We start from the raw sequence: 18,469 nt of genomic DNA on the forward strand, positions 1-18,469 counted from the left end.
CACCACCCGCGGCACATCCGTGCCCCCGACCGTCCGGCAGCGAGCGCAATCGGCCGGCCGAGCGCCGCTCACACATCCGGCTGCGCCCCCGGCGCCAAGGACCCGCACACGGCCGGAGCACCACCCGCGGCACATCCGTGCCCCCGACCGTCCGGCAGCGAGCGCAATCGGCCGGCCGAGCGCCGCTCACACATCCGGCTGCGCCCCCGGCGCCAGGGACCCGCACACGGCCGGGGCGCTGTCCGTGGCATAGGGGTCGGTGCCGGGAGGGCCGCCCTCCTCGGCCGTCTGGCCGGCGAGCAGCGGGTGCAGCCGGCCGGCCGAGTCCTGGGCGCAGGACAGCGGTCCGGCCTGGACCTGGGCGAGGACGAGTTCCGCCTGGTGCAGGCGCAGGTCGTCGTGGTCGAAGCGGAAGCGCAGTTCGCGGCGGACGGTGAACAGTGACGCCCTGGCGTCCCGGTCGGCGCCGGCCGGCCGCAGCGCGTAGACGAAGGTGTGGTCGGTGGTCACCTCGAGGGTGGCGGAGTCACGCTCCGCGGCCTGCATGGTGCCCCGGACCCGGATCCCTCGGTCGGCCAGTTGCACGAGGGAGGGATCGAAGCGGACCAGCCATCCGGTGGGCGCGTGCCTGCCGTCGGCGGTGGGCCGGTCGAAGCTCCGGTCGAACTGGTCCAGCTGACCGGAGTCGAGCAGCACCCGCACGGGGCGGATCTCGCCCCCGGTGAGCACCCCGGGGTCGAGGGAGGACCGTACGACGTAGTCCTTCGCGGTGAGGAGGGCGGAGACCACCTGCCCGGCGGAGAAGTGCGCGGTGCTCCGGGAGGCCGGGAGCGGTACCCCTTCGGCGCCGGAGCGGAACCGCGCCGCCGGACTGCGCGCGTACAGCCGTTGCACGTCGGCCGTGCCGGGCACCCTGCCCTCCGGGGCGAGCGGGACGACGGTCATCCGCAGCGGCTCGGCGGGCCGCTCACCGGCGGGGGTCCGGTAGGGGTTGCTCACGCCCAGGTAGACGGCGGTGCCGAAGGCCACGGCGATCAGCAGCACCAGGACCAGCGCCTGGCGGGACAGGCCGCCCCCGCGCCGGTGCGGGCTGCTGCGTACGGCGGGGGCGTGGTCGGTGAGGCGCTCCCGCGCCGAGTACTCCTGGAGCCGGGCAGCACGGACGAAGGACTCGTCGAAGACGACGGACCTGTATTCGTCCTCTCCACCTCCGGGGGCTCCCTCGGGCGTCCCCTCGGGTGGGTCCGAAGGCCCTCCCATATCTTCAGGGTGGGTCCGGGGGCGGCGCGGTAAACGCCCCGCCGCGCCTCAAGTTCTGACAGGTTCCCACCAGGCGGGCCGCCCGGCTGCCGGTCTCAGGGGCTCCCGTGCGGGATCACCGGAACGGTCGGCTGGGAGTAGTCGGCGGACGCGGAGGGCGCCGCCGCGCTGCCCTGCTCCACGCCGGTGGAGGCGGGCGGCGGGACCGGTTCCTGGCGGCCCGAGGAGCCGCCCCGGTAGACGGCCGAGAAGGCCAGCGCGACCATGCCGATGCCCATCACCAGGGCGAGCATCCAGGCGACCGGGCGGTGCCAGCGCACCTGTCTGCCGTAGGGGCCGGGGGAGCCGTAGTCGCCCTCCAGGGCGTCCGCGTCGTCGGAGTCGCCGTATCCGGAGGCGGCCCGGTAGCCGCCGTACCCGTCGTCGTAGCGCTCACCGCGCGCACGGGCCCGGTGGGCCTCGGCCTCGGAGGCCTCGGCTCTGGCCTGCGCGGCGGCCAGGAGGCGTTCGACCGCGGTCGGTTCGTGTACCTCCGCCGCGCGTACGAAGTCCTCGTCGAAGACCACGGAGGCGAACTCTTCGTCCGACACCCCGCGGTCGTGGTCGTCGTCGGGCTCCCAGCCGTCAGGGAACGGCGTGCCCCCCACGTCCTCCGGCACGCATCCAGAGTAGACCTGGGGGGTCAATTTGGGCAGACGGTACGGAAATTCGTCCCTCTGCCGGGGCGCCGGTCGCGGCGCGCCCCGGTCCCGCCCGGTTCAGCGCCGTACGTGTCCGTCGCCGGTGACGATGTACTTCGTGCTGGTCAGCTCGGGCAGGCCCATCGGACCCCGGGCGTGCAGCTTCTGCGTGGAGATGCCGATCTCCGCGCCGAAGCCGAACTGGCCGCCGTCGGTGAAGCGGGTCGAGGCGTTCACCGCGACCGTGGTGGAGTCCACCAGCTGGGTGAACCGGCGGGCGGCCTGCTGCGAGGTCGTGACGATGGCCTCGGTGTGGCCCGACGTCCACAGCCGGATGTGCTCGACGGCCCGGTCGAGGGAGTCGACGACGGCGGCGGCGATGTCGTAGGAGAGGTACTCGGTCTCCCAGTCCTCCGTGGTGGCCTCCACGACGGTGGCGCGGGAGTCCTTCGCGTACGCCATCACGCGCTCGTCGGCGTGCACGGTCACCCCGGCGTCGGCGAGGGCGTCCAGGGCGCGCGGCAGGAACTCGGCGGCGATGTCCTGGTGGACCAGGAGGGTCTCCGCGGCGTTGCACACGCCGACCCGCTGGGCCTTGGAGTTGACCAGGATCTCCACCGCCATGTCGAGGTCGGCCCGCGCGTCGACGTACACGTGGCAGTTGCCGGTACCGGTCTCGATGACCGGGACGACGGACTCCTGGACGACCGTGTTGATCAGGGAGGCGCCGCCGCGCGGGATGAGCACGTCGACCAGGCCGCGGGCGCGCATCAGCTCGCGCACGCTGTCGCGGCTCTCGCCGGGGACCAGCTGCACGGCGTCGGCGGGCAGCCCGGCTCCGTGCACGGCGTCGCGCAGCACCCGCACCAGCGCGGTGTTCGACCGGTACGCGGAGGAGGAGCCGCGCAGCAGGACCGCGTTGCCGGACTTCAGGCAGAGGGCGGCGGCGTCGACCGTCACGTTCGGCCGGCCCTCGTAGATGATCCCGACCACGCCCAGCGGTACCCGGACCTGGCGCAGGTCGATGCCGTTGGGCAGGGTGGAGCCGCGGACGACCTCGCCGACGGGGTCGGGCAGCGCGGCCACGTCCCGCACGTCGGCGGCGATGGCCCGCACCCGCTCCGGGGTGAGCGTGAGCCGGTCGATCATGCCCTCGCTGGTGCCGGCCTCGCGGGCCTTCGCCACGTCCTGGGCGTTGGCCTCGACGATCTCACTCGCGCGGACCTCCAGGGCGTCCGCGATGGCGAGCAGCGCGTCGTCCTTGACGGCGCGCGGCAGCGGCGCGAGCGTGGCCGCGGCGCCCTTGGCCCGGTAGGCGGCCTGGTTGACCGGGGACATCGAGTCGTACGGCGAGAGCGTGGTCATGGGGGGAAGGGTAGTGCGGTCGGCGGGCGCATTCCGCCGTCATCCCGAACCATGAGACACGTGTTCAAAAGGGATGGACACCCACCGGGGTGGCCAGGACCGGTCCGTACCCCGCGGCGACCCGCTGGTGGTAGGTCGGCCGGTCGATGACCTCCAGGCCGACGATCTCCCACGGCGGCAGGCCCGCCGTCTGCCGGTGCTCGCCCCACAGGCGCAGCGCCACGGCGGCCGCGTCGTGCAGGTCGCGGGCCTCCTCCCAGTAGCGGATCTCCGCGTGGTCCTCGGCGTAGCGGCTGGTCAGCAGGAAGGGGTGGTCGTGGGCGAGCTGTTCCAGGGCCCGGCGGACCTCCGCGACCGGGGCCGGCGCGCCGGAGACGCTGAGGGTGACGTGCCACAGCCGGGGGAGGTCGTGGGGTCCGCCGCCCGGGAACGGGGCGCCCGCCGCGACGCTGGTCAGGGCGCGCTCGTCGCCGGCCGCGCGGTCGCCACCGCGGGACGCCGTCGTACCGGGGCGCACTCGTCTCACGACGGCCTCCTTCACACGCGGACCGCCCGGGGGTCGGGCGGGCTTGTCCCTGCGAACAAAGTTGAGCAGGCCGCCGCGGCTCGCGGGGCGGTTTCGCGGAACGTGCACCACCGGGGGTGGACGTTCCGGCACATTACGGATGCAGAACCACCAGATCGTCCCTGTGTACGACCTCACGTTCGTACTCCGGCCCGAGATCCCGGGCTAGTTCACGGGTGGAGCGGCCGATCAGGAGGGGGATCTCCTTGGCGTCGAAGTTGACAAGACCGCGGGCCACCGCGTGTCCCCCGCTGTCACGCAGCTCGACCGGGTCGCCCGCGCTGAAGTCGCCGTCGACCCCGGCGATCCCGGCCGGCAGCAGCGACTTGCGCCCCCGCACGACCGCGCGCACGGCACCGTCGTCCAGGGTGATCGAGCCCCGCGGGGCGGAGGCGTGCTGAAGCCACAGCAGCCGGTCGGCGGAGCGGCGGCCGGTGGGGTGGAAGTAGGTGCCGGTGTCGCCGCCGGTCAGAGCATCCGCGGCGTGCACCGCGCTGGTCAGCACCACCTGGATACCGGCAGCGGCGGCGATCCGCGCCGCCTCGACCTTGGTGACCATGCCGCCGGTGCCGACACCCGCCTTCCCCGCGCTGCCGATCTCCACATCGGCGAGATCCCGGGGGTGCCTGACCTCCGCTATGCGCGAGGTGCCGGGGCGGGCGGGATCACCGTCGTAGACGCCGTCCACGTCGGACAGCAGCACCAGCAGGTCGGCGCGGACCAGGTGGGCGACGAGGGCGGCGAGCCGGTCGTTGTCGCCGAAGCGGATCTCGTCGGTGGCGACGGTGTCGTTCTCGTTGACGACCGGGAGAGCGCCCATCGCCAGCAGTTTGTCCAGGGTGCGGGAGGCGTTGCGGTGGTGGGCGCGGCGGCTCATGTCGTCGCTGGTGAGCAGCACCTGGCCGACCCGGACGCCGTAGCGGGCGAAGGAGGCGGTGTAGCGGGCGACCAGCAGTCCTTGTCCGACGCTGGCGGCGGCCTGCTGACGGGCGAGGTCCGTGGGGCGGCGGCGCAGGCCCAGCGGGGCGAGGCCGGCCGCGATGGCACCGGAGGAGACCAGGACGATCTCCCGCGCTCCCCCGCCGTCCCGCCGTCCGCCGCCCTCGGCCGCGCGGGCCACTTCCTCGTTCCTGGTCTTCGCCAGCACGTCGACGAGCGCGTCCACCCGGTCGGCGTCCAGACCGCCCGCCGCGGTGGTCAGCGACGAGGAGCCGACCTTGACCACGATCCTGCGCGCCTCGCCCACGGCCCGCCTTGCCCCTGCCACCTGCCGCACGTCCCCTCACGTCGAACGTTTCACCCGTCAGGCAATCTACGCGAAGCGGAGCGAAGGACGCTCGCCGGTCCAGGCTCCGGGACGGGGCGGGGGCCGCCCGGCGGCCGCGGGCTCCCAGGGCCTGTGGGGCACAGGGCGCCTGCCGCGCGGCGCCGGTTCGTCACGGGCCCGAGCGCTTCGGGGACACGCGCGTGTCGTCCTGTGGTCGCCGGGCGTTAATCCGGGCGCACGGCCCCACGACGACCCTGGAGTGTCCGCAGTGCCCCTACCCACGTCCCCTCGGCGGTTCAGGCCGGCGATCCGCCGGTACCGCTTCCCACCGCCCGGTCTGCCGGGCGGTCCCGCCGTCGCCACGGCACTGGTGGCGGCCGCGCCGGCCGGCGCCTGCGCGGCCCAGGCGGTGGCCGCCCTGTCGCCGCACGTGCCGCTGCTCGTCGTGGCGACCGCGGTGTCCCTGGCCGTCGAGGGTGTGCTGTACCGCTGGCAGCGGGGGGTACTGACCGTGCTCGCCAAGGCGCACGCGGACATCACGGTCCGCCATGTGCTGCGCGATCTGCTGCTGGTGGTGGGCCTGCTGCGGCTCGGTGAACAGGACCGGGAGACCCAGTACGCGGCGATCGCCGCCGGTCTGCTCGTCTGTTACGCCCTGCACTGCGCGATCCAGGCGGTGTCCGTGCTGGTCCGCCGCACCCGCGTGCTGCCCGTGGTGACCCGGAACATCGACGCCTCGGCGCTGCGGCTCTCCCCCGCCCCGCCCGCGGTGCTGCGCCGGCCGGGCCACCGGCTCCTGGTGCTGGGTCTGCCCGCGACGGCCGGACTGGCGGCGACGGCGGCGACGGACGACACCCGGTGCGCGGCGGCCGGTGTCATCCTGTCGCTGGTCCTCGCCCTGACCGGCCTGGCCGTGCTGCTGCTGCGGCTGCTGCCCGGCCGGCGCCCGGCGAACGAGCAGGAGGTGCTCGACTGGTTCGACGCGTGGCTGGCCGACTACCGGCCGACGGTCGGGCTGTACTTCTCCGGCGGTGCGGCCTCCGCCTACCAGGCCGGCATGTGGCTGGAACCGCTCAGCCGGCTGGACGCCCGGCCGGTCATCATCCTGCGCGAGCGGTTCATGGTGCCGAAGATCCCGCCGACCGACATTCCGATCGTGTGCCTGCCGAAGGTGCCCACACTGATGCGGCTCGAGCACTCCACGCTCCAGGTGCTCCTCCATCCCTCCAACTCCGGCAAGACCTCGCAGGTCCTGCGCATCCCCACGATCAAGCACGCCTTCGTCAATCACGGCGAGAGCGACAAGCTGTCGTCGTGCAATCCGTACGCGAAGGCGTACGACGAGGTGTGGGTGGCCGGCCCGGCGGCACGTGAGCGGTACGCACTGGCCGAGGTCGGGGTGGAGGACAAGGACGTGGTGGAGATCGGCCGCCCGCAACTGGACGCCGTACGTCCCTGCGCGGGTCCGCCGGCCGGGCGTCCCACGACCGTGCTGTACGCGCCGACCTGGGAGGGCTGGGACGGCGATCCCGGCAACACATCGTTGATCGCGGCCGGCGAGAATCTCGTACGGGCGCTGCTCGCGGACCCGGACGTGCGGCTGCTGTACAAGCCGCACCCGCTGACCGGTTCGGTGGACCCGCGGGCGCGCGCCGCGGACCGTCGCATCCGGGAACTGATCCACTCGGCCCATCGGTCCGGCTCCGGGCAGCGCCCCGCCCCCTCTGCGGAACTCGCCTCGCTCACGGCCGAGCTGGACCGACTGACCTCGGACGGATTCGGGGAGGACGCCGACCAGGTCGAGCGGATGCTGCGGCAGTCCGCCCCGGAGCCCGGCCGGGCCGAGGCGGTGGCGCGGGTGACCGCCGCCTGGGAGGAGAGGTACTGGGCCTCGCTGCCCGAGCGGGAGCACCAGGTCGTCACGGAGGCCCGCCCCTCGCTCTACTCCTGCTTCAACGTCACCGACCTGCTGATCAGTGATGTGTCCAGCGTGATCACCGACTTCCTGGCCAGCGGCAAGCCCTACGCGGTGGCCAACACCGGCGGCCTCGCCGAGCCGGCGTTCCGCGCGGCGTTCCCGACCGTGGCGGCGGCGACGGTCCTGACACCGGACGCGACCGGTGTCCCGGCCCTGCTGGAAGCGGTCCGGCACCCTGAGCGCGACACACTGGGCGGGGCCCGCGCTGCGTTGGCGCTCCGGCTGCTGGGGCCGGCCGAGCGTCCGTCCCAGGAGCGGTTCGCCGAAGCCGTCCGGGCGCTGTGCGCGACCGCCGAACAGCACCGGGCCCGGATGACGGAACGCCTGTCCGCCGTTCCCGGCCCCCGGCAGCCGGCGCACTCACCGTCACCGTCCCCTCCGACGCCCGCCGCTCGCCGTCACGGACCGGCCGGCACAGTGCGGCCAGGAGCGTAGGCAGGCCCGCTCACGCCGTGTGGGGGCGGAAACGAACAAACCCGTACGGTGTTCCGGGGCCAGGCCGCGCAGCGCCGAAAGGGGCCGCCCGGACGGCAGCCCGATGAGCGGGTTCCCGGCCTCGTCGCAGGCCGAGCACACCTCCACGGCCACGGCGGCGGTCGTCGGACAGGCGTGCCTCCCGCCGTCCGGTACCGTGCGGCGGGGAACGGCGGACAGGCCATCGCAACAAGCGACGGGGAACGGCGGGCCCTGCTGATCAGGCCCGGCGGCCAGGACCGGGGACAACGAGGGGGCGGAGACGGCGGATGCGTCCGGCGGCCGCCGAGGGCTTCCTCGCGGGGAGCACGAGGGGAGCGCTTCGTCCAGCGGCACGCCAGCTGAGCGCCGCTCGGCCGGGAGAAACGCTCCTCTCACCGCCCCCGCGGGATGCGCCACAGCGTCAGCGGACAGCGGGCCCCGCCGACCGTGGCTCAGGAGTGGAGGTGACGCCATCCCTGCCAGGCGGACTCGATCATCTCGTCCACGCCGTACCGGGCGCTCCACCCGAGTTCCCGCTGGATACGGTCCGCCGATGCCACCACTCGTGCCGGGTCGCCGGCGCGTCTTTCGGTGACATCGGCTCGCACCTGCTCATGGCCGGTGACCTTGAGGATGCGGTCGACCATCTCGCGCACCGAACTTCCCTCGCCGCGACCGATGTTGAGCGTGAGGGCGGTGCCCTCCGGCGCCGCCTCCAGCCGGACGGCCGCCGCGAGGTGGGCGGAGGCGATGTCCTGGACGTGAATGTAGTCGCGTACACAGGTGCCGTCGGGCGTGGGGTAGTCGTCGCCGAAGATCCGCGGCGCCTCACCGGCCTCCAGGCGTTCGAAGACCATCGGGATGAGGTTGAACACGCCGGAGTCGGCCAGCTCCGGTACCGCGGCGCCGGCGACGTTGAAGTACCTCAGAGATGCGGCGCGCAGGCCGTGGGCGCGAGCGGCGGCGTTGATCAGCCACTCACCGACAAGCTTGCTCTCGCCGTACGGGCTCATCGGGAGACACTCGGTCTCCTCGCTGACCAGGTCGACGTCCGGCATCCCGTACACGGCCGCCGACGAGGAGAAGACCAGCCGGTCGACACCGGTCGCGGTCATCGTCTCCAGCAGGGTCTGCAGGCCGGTGACGTTCTCCCGGTAGTAGTACAGGGGGCGTTCGACGGACTCACCGACCTGCTTCTTTCCGGCGACGTGCACGACGCCGGTCACACCGTGCTCGCGGATCGCCGACTCCAGTGCGGGCCCGTCGAGCACACTGCCGACGACCAGGGGCACCCCGGCGGGCACCCGGTCGCGGCTGCCGGTCGACAAGTCGTCGTACACCATGACCTTCCGGCCGCCCTCGGTCATCGCGCGCACGACGTGCGCACCGATGAATCCGGCGCCGCCCGTGATCATCCACATGCTTGGGTCATCCCTTTCCGTCGCGCCGCGCGTCCAGACCGTCGATGGCCCGGAAGACGCGTGCGCAGTTCTCCGCGTCGCGCTGACCGAAGAAGTTCTCGACACGCTGAGCGTACGGTTCACCGACCGTGAAGTTCCGGTCGATCGCCGCGACGATCTCGTCGACGGCACCCTCGGCAGTCCGGCTCACCGGCCCGAACCCGTCGCGGGTCAGATCGAAGTAGCCACGGCGGTAGTGACGGCCGTAGAAGTCGTCCTCGTCGAAGGGCACGTAGACGAGGGGCTTGCCCATGTAGGCCACGTCGAAGAAGACGGACGAGTAGTCGGTGACGAGGAGCGAGCACTCCTTCATCGCCTCCTGCACCCCGCGCGACTCCTGGTCGGCCACCTTGATGTTGGGGTGGTCGACCTTGAAGTGGCGCAGGTGCGGACGGATCTCGTAGTGCGGGTAGAACTCCAGTTGGACGCCGGAGCGTTCCAGAGCGGTCCGCAGCCGCTCGTCCTCCAGCAGCCGGGAGAAGAACCGGAAGTACTCCGAGGCGGGGAACTGGACGCGCGGTCGGAGCCTGCGGTTGTACGACGGCACCACGATGTCGCGACGCCACGTCGGCATCAGCAGCACGGTCGGCCGGCCCTCGACGGGCTGCAGTTTGTCGAACCGGGGGAAGCCCAGGGCCCGCACCTCGTCCGGGGCATACCCCATCTCCTCGCGGATGTAGGCGGCCTCGTCCTCGGAGGCGGCCACGAACAGGTCGACGCTCGTGGACTGCCGGTGCGCGGACTGCGAGACGTCGTTGTACGTCACGCCGTGCTGGAGGAAGACCCGGCGGTAGGCGAGCAGGTCGCCGAAGAGGCGCAGATAGCTGAGCTTGCTCATGCTGGGCGGCGCGAGGTACGCCTCCAGGTCGTACGGCGATATCAGCCGGGTGGCGTTGAGCAGGTAGAGCCGGTGCTTCAGGGAGCCGAGCGCGAGGACGTTGCCACAGTCGGCGACCTTCGCACGATCCGCCGACTTCGCGTCGATGACGTAGTAGACATTGCGCCGGGGGTGGTTCTGCCGCGTCCACCGGAAGAAGTGGTAGCCGTTGTCCTGCGCCGTGTCGTGACGCTCGCCGACGATCCAGATGTCGCGGCGGCCCAGGACGGGGAGGGTGAGCCAGTAGAGCAGCCGAAGCAGCCAGCCCGGCTGTCGGGTGACTATCCGGCCGGTCTCGCGGGCCAGGCGTCGTATCCGGTCGGTGAACCCGGCGGCCGACCGCCGCCGGGCCACCCGCACCCGGGCCACGTTCTCCGTGTCCGCGGACACCTCGTAGCGGAAGGCGCCCAGGCGGTCGACACCCTTGAAGCGGTGGAAGGCGGGGCGCGCGGTCACCGGGATGTCGACGTGGCCGCCGGGTCCGTGCAGCCGGACAGCGACGGAGTACACGCCGCCGTGCAGCGCCGCCAGTTCGTCGCGGCCGAGTTCGGCCCGCCAGCCGCTGTGCAGGTCCCGCTGCTTGCGGATGTGCCAGCGGTCGCGGCGGTAGACCTGCCGCGCCGGTACCGCGTGTGCCCGGCCGCCGGGCGCGGTGAACACGAGCTCCAGGCGGTTGCCGAAGTCCTCGGAGATGTCGACGTCACCGAGCGTCAGGAAACCCTCGAAGCGCAGGACGTCACCGACCGGGCGGACGGACTCCGCCTGCGCCGTCCGGGACTCCACCCGCAGCAGTGTGGAGTCGTCGACGTCGCCCTCGGTCCTGCGGAAGAGGTGCGGGCCGGCGACCGACAGTTCGGGCAGGTAGCGGGGCTCCTCGAACGGACGGGTGAGGAGTGCGGCGCTGCCGGCCTTCACGGCATGGTGCGTCAGCAGGGAGGCGTTCGGGCCGGCGCACTCCAGGATGACGTCATCGGGTATGTCCCGGTACAGGGTGCGCAGGCGGGGGAAGAGTGCCTCGAGTTCCTCCACGACCATCATCTTGGGCAGGCTCACCAGGTACGGGTGGAAGCTTCCGGCCACGAAACGCCGGAGCACGGCGCGGGTCCCGGGGTCCGAGGCCGCGTGGGCGTCCAGCAGGGACTGGTGCAGGGTCAGCAGACCTTGGGCGATCACCCGCCGGTCCTGTGCGGGGTGCTCCGCCCGGGCCTCGTTGGTGACGCCATGGACGAGCGCCCCGGTGACGCGGATGCGGCGGGCTTTCAGCAGGATGGTGACCACAGAGGTGATGTGCTCGAGATCCCAGCCGTCCCCGACATGGAAGCCGCACTCGCGCAGCAGGTCGCATCGGAACAGCTTGCCGCCGGGCGAAGCGGCGAAGAGCAGGTCGGGGGCTTCGGTGACGGCGCCGACGGTCCGATCACCGGCCGTGAAGCACTCGCGCAGGAACGTGTCGGCCTCGCGCAGCGCATCGGAGGATCCCCAGGTGTCGGCGACGACGACATCGGCGTCATCCGTGACCGCCGCGGCAAGCAGCACGGTCAGCGCACTTTCGGCCAGGACCCCGGATCCGTCCAGGAAGGTCGCGTAGGGGCCGGCCAGCCGGCCGAGCACCTCCTGCCGGGCGGCTTGGGCAGAAGGCTCCTGGACGCTGACAAGGCTCGTGTTGTCATACCGGTCGGCGAACGAGACCACGGCCGGTGCCTTGGGACCGGTTCCGGACGTGACCAGGAGAACCCGGGTCCGGTGGAACTCCTCTTGGCAGGCCAGCGAGCTCAGAGCGGCTCGCAGCGCGTCGTCGCCGTACCCGGTGCAGAACACCACCACGGTCGCGGCGGGCTCGGCAGGCTCGGCGGCGTTCCGCGGCAGCTCGCGTTCCTGCCACCACTGCCAGTGCTCGGCCGACGGCGCCTCGCGCGTCACCACCCGGGCGTCGGCGGCTTCGGCCGGACGCCAGACGAGGTTGCCGCTGCCCGTGATGTCCGGCCGCAGACCAGCGGGCTCCAGCACATGATCGAGTGGTGCCAGGTCGACGCCGCGTACGGAGAGGGCCGTGGTGTGCTTGCGGCCTTCCCACAGGATCTGCATGTTCAGGTTCACCTGGCCGTGGGACGAGAGCACGGCCTCCGCCGAACCGAGATCCAGGGTGACCCGGTAGGAGACACGGGTCTCGTCCACCCGGACGTCCGGTACGTCCACGACGGTCCGCTCGCCGGTGTCCTTGGCGCGCACATGCAGCCTCAGCCGCAGGGCGTCGCCGCTCTTGATGCGCCCGAACTGGTTGAGGATCTCGCCCTCAAGACGGAGTGTGGTGCCGTCGACCGTGAGCGAGGTGACTCGGTTGAACAGTTTGGAGTTCTCGAACGACTCCTTCTGCAGCCCGAGTTCGGTCACGTCCAGAAACTCGTCGGCGCCCGGCAGGTCGGCATGTCTCGCCGACCAGAACACCCGGTCGCCACGGCGTGTCAGGTCGGTGGAGACAACGCCACGCCGCTGCTCGAATTCGGCGACGGTGAGAGCCTCGTCCACCAGCCGGTGCCGCAGGTAGAAGGCACGCACCCGGTCCAGCGGCCCGCACAACGGGTAGGCCCGTTCGTCGATCTCGGTCAGGTACTCGGAGACGACGTCCATGAACGCGGTGCGGAACTGCTCGTCGCCGGTGCGGAGTTCCTTCACGTACAGCCTGACGTCGTGGCTGATGAAGCGGGCGTCCTTGTAGACCTTGATGTCCTCGGCACCGGCGCCGCGCAGGAACTCGTCCGCCAGCCGGTGCACCGTGACCCGGTCGGTGATGCTGCGGATCTCCGCCCGCCGGTTGGTGATCGAGGCGGTACCGGCCTGCGGGTCCTCCCACATCCACCGGTACACCGGTTCGGCGATGGCGGAGATGCCGGAAGCCAGGGTGTAGGACTTGGCCGAGAAGAAGGTGTCCTCGTAGAAGACTCCTTCGGGGAAGAAGACCTCGTTCTCGAGCAGGAAGTCCCGCCGGTAGAGCTTCGCGGCGGCGATGGGGTCGTTGATCAGCTCCGGCCAGCTCCGGATGCCGTCCACGGCCCGGTCGGCGCCGTAGAGCATGGGCTGCCACACGTGCGTGGTGCCGCGTTGCAGGTTGATGCGGTGGGCGCGCCCGGCGCAGATGTCGGCGCCGGTGTTCCGGGCCGATTCCAGCAGCAGTTCGCACGCCTTGACGGGCAGTTCGTCGTCGGAGTCCAGGAACAGGACGTATTCGCCGCGCGCGGCACGGATTCCGTCGTTGCGGGGTGCTCCGACGCCTCCGCTGTTGGTCTGCCGGGCCAGGACCCTCAGGTGCGGAATACGGTCCATGTAACTTTCCGCGACGATCCGGCTACTGTCCTGGGACGCGTCGTCCACGACCACGACCTCGAAGTCCTGCGACGTCTGCACCACCAGGGAGTCGAGGGCCCTGCCGAGGGTCCCCGCGGCATTGTACGCGGGGACGACGACGGTGATGCTCGGTGCAGCGTCCACGCGCGGGGACATCACGCCTCCAATGCCAGTGCCAGGTGACCGAAAGTCGAAGACCGCAGCCCCCAAGCCGGAAGCTCTCACGTCGGCATGACCTGAGAGGCGCCCAGCTCTCGGCTCGCACGACAAGGAGACTCCTGGAGCGACCCTGCCACACAGACGTGCCGGGCAGCAAAAACCAAGTGGAGCAAGGAAGCGGCTGACTCATCAGCAGATTAACCCAACCCGCACTCGCGCCTGACGGATAAATCCGGGTGATTCGGGCGGTAGGCGCTTCAAGCGACGACTGCGTGTGACGCTTGACACAGACTTGGTGAACGGTACAACCCCAGTCGCCCGAGCGTTGTCTCAAGGCTTGGCGAACGGCGTATGGTTGGCCGCGCGCCCCGGCCGCCCAACGGTGATGTTGGTTCAGTGGATTACCGTGGTAGACGCGCAATGTCCTACAGCCCAAGGCGCACCGGTATGCGCCGACCCGCCTCGCACGACACGACCGACCACTCCACGCGTTCCTCGGCGCATCCGCCGGGGGCCACCCCGAAAGGGCTTCCTCCCGACCATGGACATACCTCCGCTCGCCGAAGTGCGCCGCCGCACTGAGAAGAAGCGGGACGCCTGGTGGACCGTTCTCCTCGTCGACCCGGTAGCCACGCCCCTGGTCCGGTGGACCGCGAAATGGACCAGAGTCACTCCGAACCAGATCACCTGGGCCGCGCTCGTACTGGGCCTCGGGGCCGCCGCGTGCTTCGCCCAGGGTGAGTGGCGCTGGCTCGTGGCCGGCGCCGTCGTGTACCACGCCAGTTTCATCCTGGACTGCATGGACGGAAAGCTCGCACGGCTCACCGGCCAGGGTTCCGAGTTCGGCGGCTGGCTGGACTACGTCTTCGACCGCATCCGGGTCCTCATCTGCGCCATCGCCCTCATGGGCGGCCAGTACGAACGCACCGGCGACGTCGCCTACGTCTGGCTGGCCCTGGCCGTCGTCTTCCTGGACGCGCTCCGCTACATCGACGCGCTGCAGATCTTCAAAGTCCGCCAGGGCATGCGGACCAAGCTCCAGCGGGCCGCAGCGGAGGTGGCCGAGGTGACCCACGCCCCCGCGCCGCGGGTCGCCGCGGCCGCCCGCATCACTGCCGAGGCGAAGGACGAGGCACTGGAGGCGGGCGATGAGGCGGATGAGGAGCAGTCAGTGCCCGGCCCGCGTGCCGAGGAACCCGCCGCCCCTGCCCTCGGGACGGTCACCCAGCAGTCGTTCGTCCGCCGGTTCACCCACTACAACCGCGTCCGCGACTTCCTGATCAACCACCGCATCCGCACTCATCTGATCAGCGGCATCGAGTTCCAGATGGCGGTGTTCATCATCGCCCCCCTGGTCCGGTCGATCATGGGTGTGACGATCGCCGCCGGTATCGGACTGCTGCTGTTCGAACTCGCCATCGTCTACAAACTGATGCTGTCGACCCGCGACTTCGAGCGCGCCATGGCCTCCTACCGCCGCACCATCGCGGAGGCCACCGCGGAGCGGGTCACCGTGACCGCCCCGGCCGACGCCTGACGCCCTCGCGGCCCACCGCGACGCCGGTCTCCTTGCTGTTCCGGAGACCGGCGTCGGTGTTTCCCGGCCATGCCCGCAGACGACGCCCCTCACCCCGTGGGAACTCAGCGGCTCGGTCGCCCCCGCGGCCGGCGGCGCCTTCGGATCACGCTGGACCTCCGGCACGACCCTCATCAGCGGGGTGCTGGACCCGGAGGTGAGCCCGGCCTGCACCCACCGGGGTCTCGCCCCCCTCCAGACCCTGCCGGCGTCCACACTCAGCGTCGCCACCCTGCGGATCTCCGAGGGTGGGGTACTGGCCCTCTCGCTGCCCCGCTGGGCCGACCTGTCGGCCATGACATGGCCGCCGCCGGAGCCGGCTGACGGGCATCGGCCACATCATGGCGCCGACGCGGCACGACGGGTCAAGAGGCGAAAGGGTCGAACCCCTCGTAGCGCTTCTCCGCCTCGTCCCGTTCGGCGTCCCGGTCCCGGCGGCGCTGGGCTGCCGGGCGTACGCCCTCGAAGCGGTGGTCCTCACCGCGGCGGCCGAGCATCTCCGCACCGGCGGTGACCGTCGGCTCCCAGTCGAAGACGACGGCGTTGTCCTCTGGCCCGATCGCCACCCCGTCGCCGGAGCGGGCACCGGCCTTCATCAGCTCCGTCTCGACACCGAGGCGGTTCAGCCGGTCGGCCAGATAGCCGACCGCCTCGTCGTTGTTGAAGTCCGTCTGCCGCACCCAGCGTTCGGGCTTCTCGCCACGCACCCGGAACACCAGCTCCCCGTCGCTCTCCTCGCGGGTGACGGTGAAGCCGGCGTCGTCCACAGCCTTGGGCCGGATGACGATCCGCGTCGCCTCCTCCTTCGGCTTGGCGGCACGGGCCTCGGCCACCAGTCCGGCGAGGGCGAAGGACAGCTCGCGCAGCCCCATGTGGGCGACGGCGGACACCTCGAAGACGCGGTAGCCGCGCTGCTCGAGATCGGGGCGCACCATCTCGGCGAGGTCCTTGCCGTCGGGGACGTCGATCTTGTTGAGGACGACGATCCTCGGCCGGTTGTCCAGGCCGCCGTACTGCCGCAGCTCCTCCTCGATGATGTCGAGGTCGGAGAAGGGGTCGCGGTCGGACTCCAGCGTGGCGGTGTCCAGCACATGCACCAGCACACTGCACCGCTCGACATGCCGCAGGAACTCCAGGCCCAGCCCCTTGCCCTGACTGGCTCCCGGGATCAGCCCCGGTACGTCGGCGATGGTATACACGGTCGAACCGGCGGTGACGACACCGAGGTTGGGCACGAGCGTGGTGAAGGGGTAGTCGGCGATCTTCGGCTTGGCGGCGCTGAGCACCGAGATCAGGGACGACTTGCCGGCGCTCGGATAGCCCACGAGCGCGACGTCGGCGACGGTCTTGAGCTCCAGCACGATGTCCTGGAGGTCGCCCGGCACGCCCAGCAGCGCGAACCCGGGCGCCTTGCGCCGCGCCGAGGCGAGGGCCGCGTTCCCGAGCCCGCCGCGTCCGCCCTGGGCGGCGACGTACGAGGTCCCCTGGCCGACGAGGTCGGCCAGGACGTTGCCCGCCTTGTCCAGCACCACGGTGCCGTCCGGCACGGGCAGGACCAGGTCCTGACCGTCCTTGCCGGAGCGGTTGCCGCCCTCGCCGGGCTTGCCGTTGGTGGCTTTGCGATGCGGCGAGTGGTGGTAGTCGAGCAGGGTGGTCACGGACTGGTCGACGGTGAGGATCACATCACCGCCGCGTCCGCCGTTCCCGCCGTCCGGACCTCCGAGCGGCTTGAACTTCTCACGGTGGACGGAGGCACAGCCGTGGCCTCCGTTACCCGCGGCGACGTGCAGTTCGACGCGGTCCACGAAGGTGGTCATGGGATGTGCCTCCAGTTACTACGGGAATGTCACTTGCCTAACACGCGAAAGGCGGACCCGCTTCCCGTGAGGGAAGTGAGGCCCGCCTCTCGAAAGTGTCCGATCAGGCGACCGGAACGATGTTCACGACCTTGCGGCCACGGTGGGTGCCGAACTGCACCGAGCCGGCCTCCAGCGCGAACAGGGTGTCGTCGCCGCCACGGCCGACGCCGGCGCCCGGGTGGAAGTGGGTGCCGCGCTGGCGGACCAGGATCTCGCCCGCGTTGACGACCTGACCACCGAAGCGCTTCACGCCGAGGCGCTGAGCGTTGGAGTCACGACCGTTACGGGTGGACGATGCGCCCTTCTTGTGTGCCATCTCTCCTCAGTCCCTTACTTCGCAGCCGCGGGGATCTCAGTGACCTTGATCGCCGTGTACTGCTGGCGGTGGCCCTGACGACGGCGGTAGCCGGTCTTGTTCTTGTAGCGCAGAATGTCGATCTTCTGGCCCTTGTGGTGGTCCACGACCTCGGCCTGGACCTTGATGCCGGCCAGCACCCACGGGTCGCTGGTCACGGCGTCGCCGTCGACCACGAGCAGGGTCGAGAGCTCGACCGTGTCGCCGACCTTGGCGGTGGAAATCTTGTCAACCTCGACGATGTCGCCGACAGCAACCTTGTGCTGACGGCCACCGCTGCGCACGATTGCGTACACGCGGAACTCTCTTTCGCTCGGAAACCGGCACCCCCGCAGGCCAGCCGCCCGGCCATGAACACGAACGGCCTCTCCCGGTCACCGGGCACCGGTATCCGGGAGGAGGAGGTTTACGGGGATGTGGCACGCCAGTCGACATGCCGACAGCCAAGAGTACGGGGCTCGGCACGAGGGGGTCAAACCAGGTCCTCCTCCCGGTCGGCGCGGCACCGCACCTGGCCCTTCGGACCGTCCCCGGCACCCAGTGGGAGAGGCCCGCACGGCCCTCGTATGCTCGGCGGGTGGGCCGAAGAGGGGAAGGCGGAGAAGAGTGAACTACAGGATTCAGCCCAGCGCCCAGGTCGACGACAGTGCCGAGATCGGTGCGGGGAGCAGCGTCTGGGACCTCGCGCAGATCCGCGAGCGGGCTCGCCTCGGCAAGGGCTGCGTCGTCGGACGCGGCGCCTACATCGGCACGGGCGTGCGCATGGGCGACAACGTCAAGGTGCAGAACTACGCCCTCGTCTACGAGCCGGCCGAACTGGGTGATGGCGTGTTCGTCGGTCCCGCCGCCGTCTTCACCAACGACCACAACCCCCGTTCCGTCGACCCCGAGGGCCGACAGAAGCGCGGCGGCGACTGGGCGGCCGTCGGCGTCACCGTGGCCGAGGGCGCGTCCGTCGGGGCCCGCTCGGTGTGCGTCGCCCCGGTCCGGGTGGGCCGCTGGGCCATGGTCGCGGCCGGGGCCGTCGTCACCAAGGACGTGCCCGACTTCGGCCTGGTGATGGGCGTGCCGGCCCGGCAGACCGGCTGGGTGGGGCGCGCCGGCCACAAGCTCGTGGAGAAGGAGACCGGGGTGTGGCAGTGCCCCGAGTCGGATGCGCTGTACGACGAGAAGGACGGTGTTCTCACCGAGCGCGCCGCCTGACGCGGCAGACACACCGGGACGGCCCATGGTCCGCAGAAACGTGTCTGTGGATCACGGGCCGTTCCCG

13 protein-coding genes are annotated in these 18,469 nt (G+C 71.3%); 3 read left to right on the forward strand and 10 right to left on the reverse strand.

Features of this window, described 5'->3' with window-relative positions:
- Positions 1 to 186 precede the first annotated feature (186 nt).
- The 5 genes from ACIF9R_RS18260 to proB all read right to left on the reverse strand — a co-directional run bounded on the left by ACIF9R_RS18260 (position 187) and on the right by proB (position 5,137).
- The gene (locus ACIF9R_RS18260) at positions 187 to 1,260 is read right to left on the reverse strand and encodes a hypothetical protein (protein WP_399980827.1); all 1,074 of its coding nucleotides are present in this window, start codon (positions 1,258 to 1,260) and stop codon (positions 187 to 189) included.
- 95 nt (positions 1,261 to 1,355) lie between these two features.
- Entirely contained in the window at positions 1,356 to 1,946 is a 591-nt protein-coding gene (locus ACIF9R_RS18265) for a hypothetical protein (RefSeq protein ID WP_399980830.1), read from the reverse strand.
- Positions 1,947 to 2,018: 72 nt separating this feature from the next.
- Complete coding sequence (locus ACIF9R_RS18270) at positions 2,019 to 3,305, reverse strand: glutamate-5-semialdehyde dehydrogenase (protein ID WP_399980832.1); 1,287 nt, start codon at positions 3,303 to 3,305, stop codon at positions 2,019 to 2,021.
- Positions 3,306 to 3,369: 64 nt separating this feature from the next.
- On the reverse strand, positions 3,370 to 3,822 hold the full coding sequence (locus ACIF9R_RS18275; protein ID WP_399981147.1) for a hypothetical protein: 453 nt from the start codon (positions 3,820 to 3,822) through the stop codon (positions 3,370 to 3,372).
- Between the two features lie 142 nt (positions 3,823 to 3,964).
- The gene (proB, locus tag ACIF9R_RS18280) at positions 3,965 to 5,137 is read right to left on the reverse strand and encodes a glutamate 5-kinase (RefSeq protein WP_399980834.1); all 1,173 of its coding nucleotides are present in this window, start codon (positions 5,135 to 5,137) and stop codon (positions 3,965 to 3,967) included.
- Between the two features lie 268 nt (positions 5,138 to 5,405).
- On the opposite strand from proB, the gene ACIF9R_RS18285 reads away from it, so the two are divergent.
- Positions 5,406 to 7,550, forward strand: coding sequence for a hypothetical protein (locus ACIF9R_RS18285; RefSeq protein ID WP_399980836.1), 2,145 nt, complete (start codon positions 5,406 to 5,408; stop codon positions 7,548 to 7,550).
- Positions 7,551 to 8,023: 473 nt separating this feature from the next.
- Here the strand turns inward: ACIF9R_RS18285 and galE are convergent, their stop codons facing one another.
- Together galE and ACIF9R_RS18295 are read right to left on the reverse strand one after the other, a co-directional pair.
- Positions 8,024 to 8,992, reverse strand: a complete 969-nt coding sequence (gene galE / locus ACIF9R_RS18290; RefSeq protein ID WP_399980839.1) for a UDP-glucose 4-epimerase GalE — start codon at positions 8,990 to 8,992, stop codon at positions 8,024 to 8,026.
- A gap of 7 nt (positions 8,993 to 8,999) precedes the next feature.
- Positions 9,000 to 13,394 (reverse strand): glycosyltransferase, encoded by a 4,395-nt coding sequence (locus ACIF9R_RS18295; RefSeq protein WP_399980841.1) that lies wholly within the window; start codon positions 13,392 to 13,394, stop codon positions 9,000 to 9,002.
- 556 nt (positions 13,395 to 13,950) lie between these two features.
- On the opposite strand from ACIF9R_RS18295, the gene ACIF9R_RS18300 reads away from it, so the two are divergent.
- A complete protein-coding gene (locus ACIF9R_RS18300; protein ID WP_399980844.1) occupies positions 13,951 to 14,946 on the forward strand; it encodes a CDP-alcohol phosphatidyltransferase family protein in 996 nt (331 codons plus the stop codon).
- A 404-nt stretch (positions 14,947 to 15,350) separates the two neighbouring features.
- Here the strand turns inward: ACIF9R_RS18300 and obgE are convergent, their stop codons facing one another.
- The 3 genes from obgE to rplU form a co-directional block, all read right to left on the reverse strand.
- Entirely contained in the window at positions 15,351 to 16,802 is a 1,452-nt protein-coding gene (gene obgE / locus ACIF9R_RS18305; RefSeq protein ID WP_399980848.1) for a GTPase ObgE, read from the reverse strand.
- Between the two features lie 103 nt (positions 16,803 to 16,905).
- Positions 16,906 to 17,160: a 50S ribosomal protein L27 gene (gene rpmA / locus ACIF9R_RS18310; protein WP_003990207.1), complete on the reverse strand. Its 255-nt coding sequence runs from the start codon at positions 17,158 to 17,160 to the stop codon at positions 16,906 to 16,908.
- Positions 17,161 to 17,174: 14 nt separating this feature from the next.
- On the reverse strand, positions 17,175 to 17,495 hold the full coding sequence (gene rplU / locus ACIF9R_RS18315) for a 50S ribosomal protein L21 (RefSeq protein ID WP_004931419.1): 321 nt from the start codon (positions 17,493 to 17,495) through the stop codon (positions 17,175 to 17,177).
- Positions 17,496 to 17,805: 310 nt separating this feature from the next.
- Here rplU and ACIF9R_RS18320 point away from each other — a divergent pair, with 310 nt between their 5' ends.
- Positions 17,806 to 18,402 (forward strand): acyltransferase, encoded by a 597-nt coding sequence (locus ACIF9R_RS18320; protein ID WP_399980851.1) that lies wholly within the window; start codon positions 17,806 to 17,808, stop codon positions 18,400 to 18,402.
- Positions 18,403 to 18,469 lie beyond the last annotated feature (67 nt).

Origin of the sequence: Streptomyces sp. NPDC086080 (genome assembly GCF_044540255.1) — a bacterium.
Classification (GTDB): Bacteria; Actinomycetota; Actinomycetes; order Streptomycetales; family Streptomycetaceae; genus Streptomyces.

Bases quoted from the DNA above. Each gene is read 5' to 3' on its own strand.
- rpmA (WP_003990207.1), bottom strand. From the start codon at position 17,160: ATGGCACACAAGAAGGGCGCATCGTCCACCCGTAACGGTCGTGACTCC.
- galE (WP_399980839.1), bottom strand. From the start codon at position 8,992: ATGTGGATGATCACGGGCGGCGCCGGATTCATCGGTGCGCACGTCGTG.
- ACIF9R_RS18260 (WP_399980827.1), bottom strand. From the start codon at position 1,260: ATGGGAGGGCCTTCGGACCCACCCGAGGGGACGCCCGAGGGAGCCCCC.
- ACIF9R_RS18300 (WP_399980844.1), top strand. From the start codon at position 13,951: ATGGACATACCTCCGCTCGCCGAAGTGCGCCGCCGCACTGAGAAGAAG.
- ACIF9R_RS18270 (WP_399980832.1), bottom strand. From the start codon at position 3,305: ATGACCACGCTCTCGCCGTACGACTCGATGTCCCCGGTCAACCAGGCC.
- obgE (WP_399980848.1), bottom strand. From the start codon at position 16,802: ATGACCACCTTCGTGGACCGCGTCGAACTGCACGTCGCCGCGGGTAAC.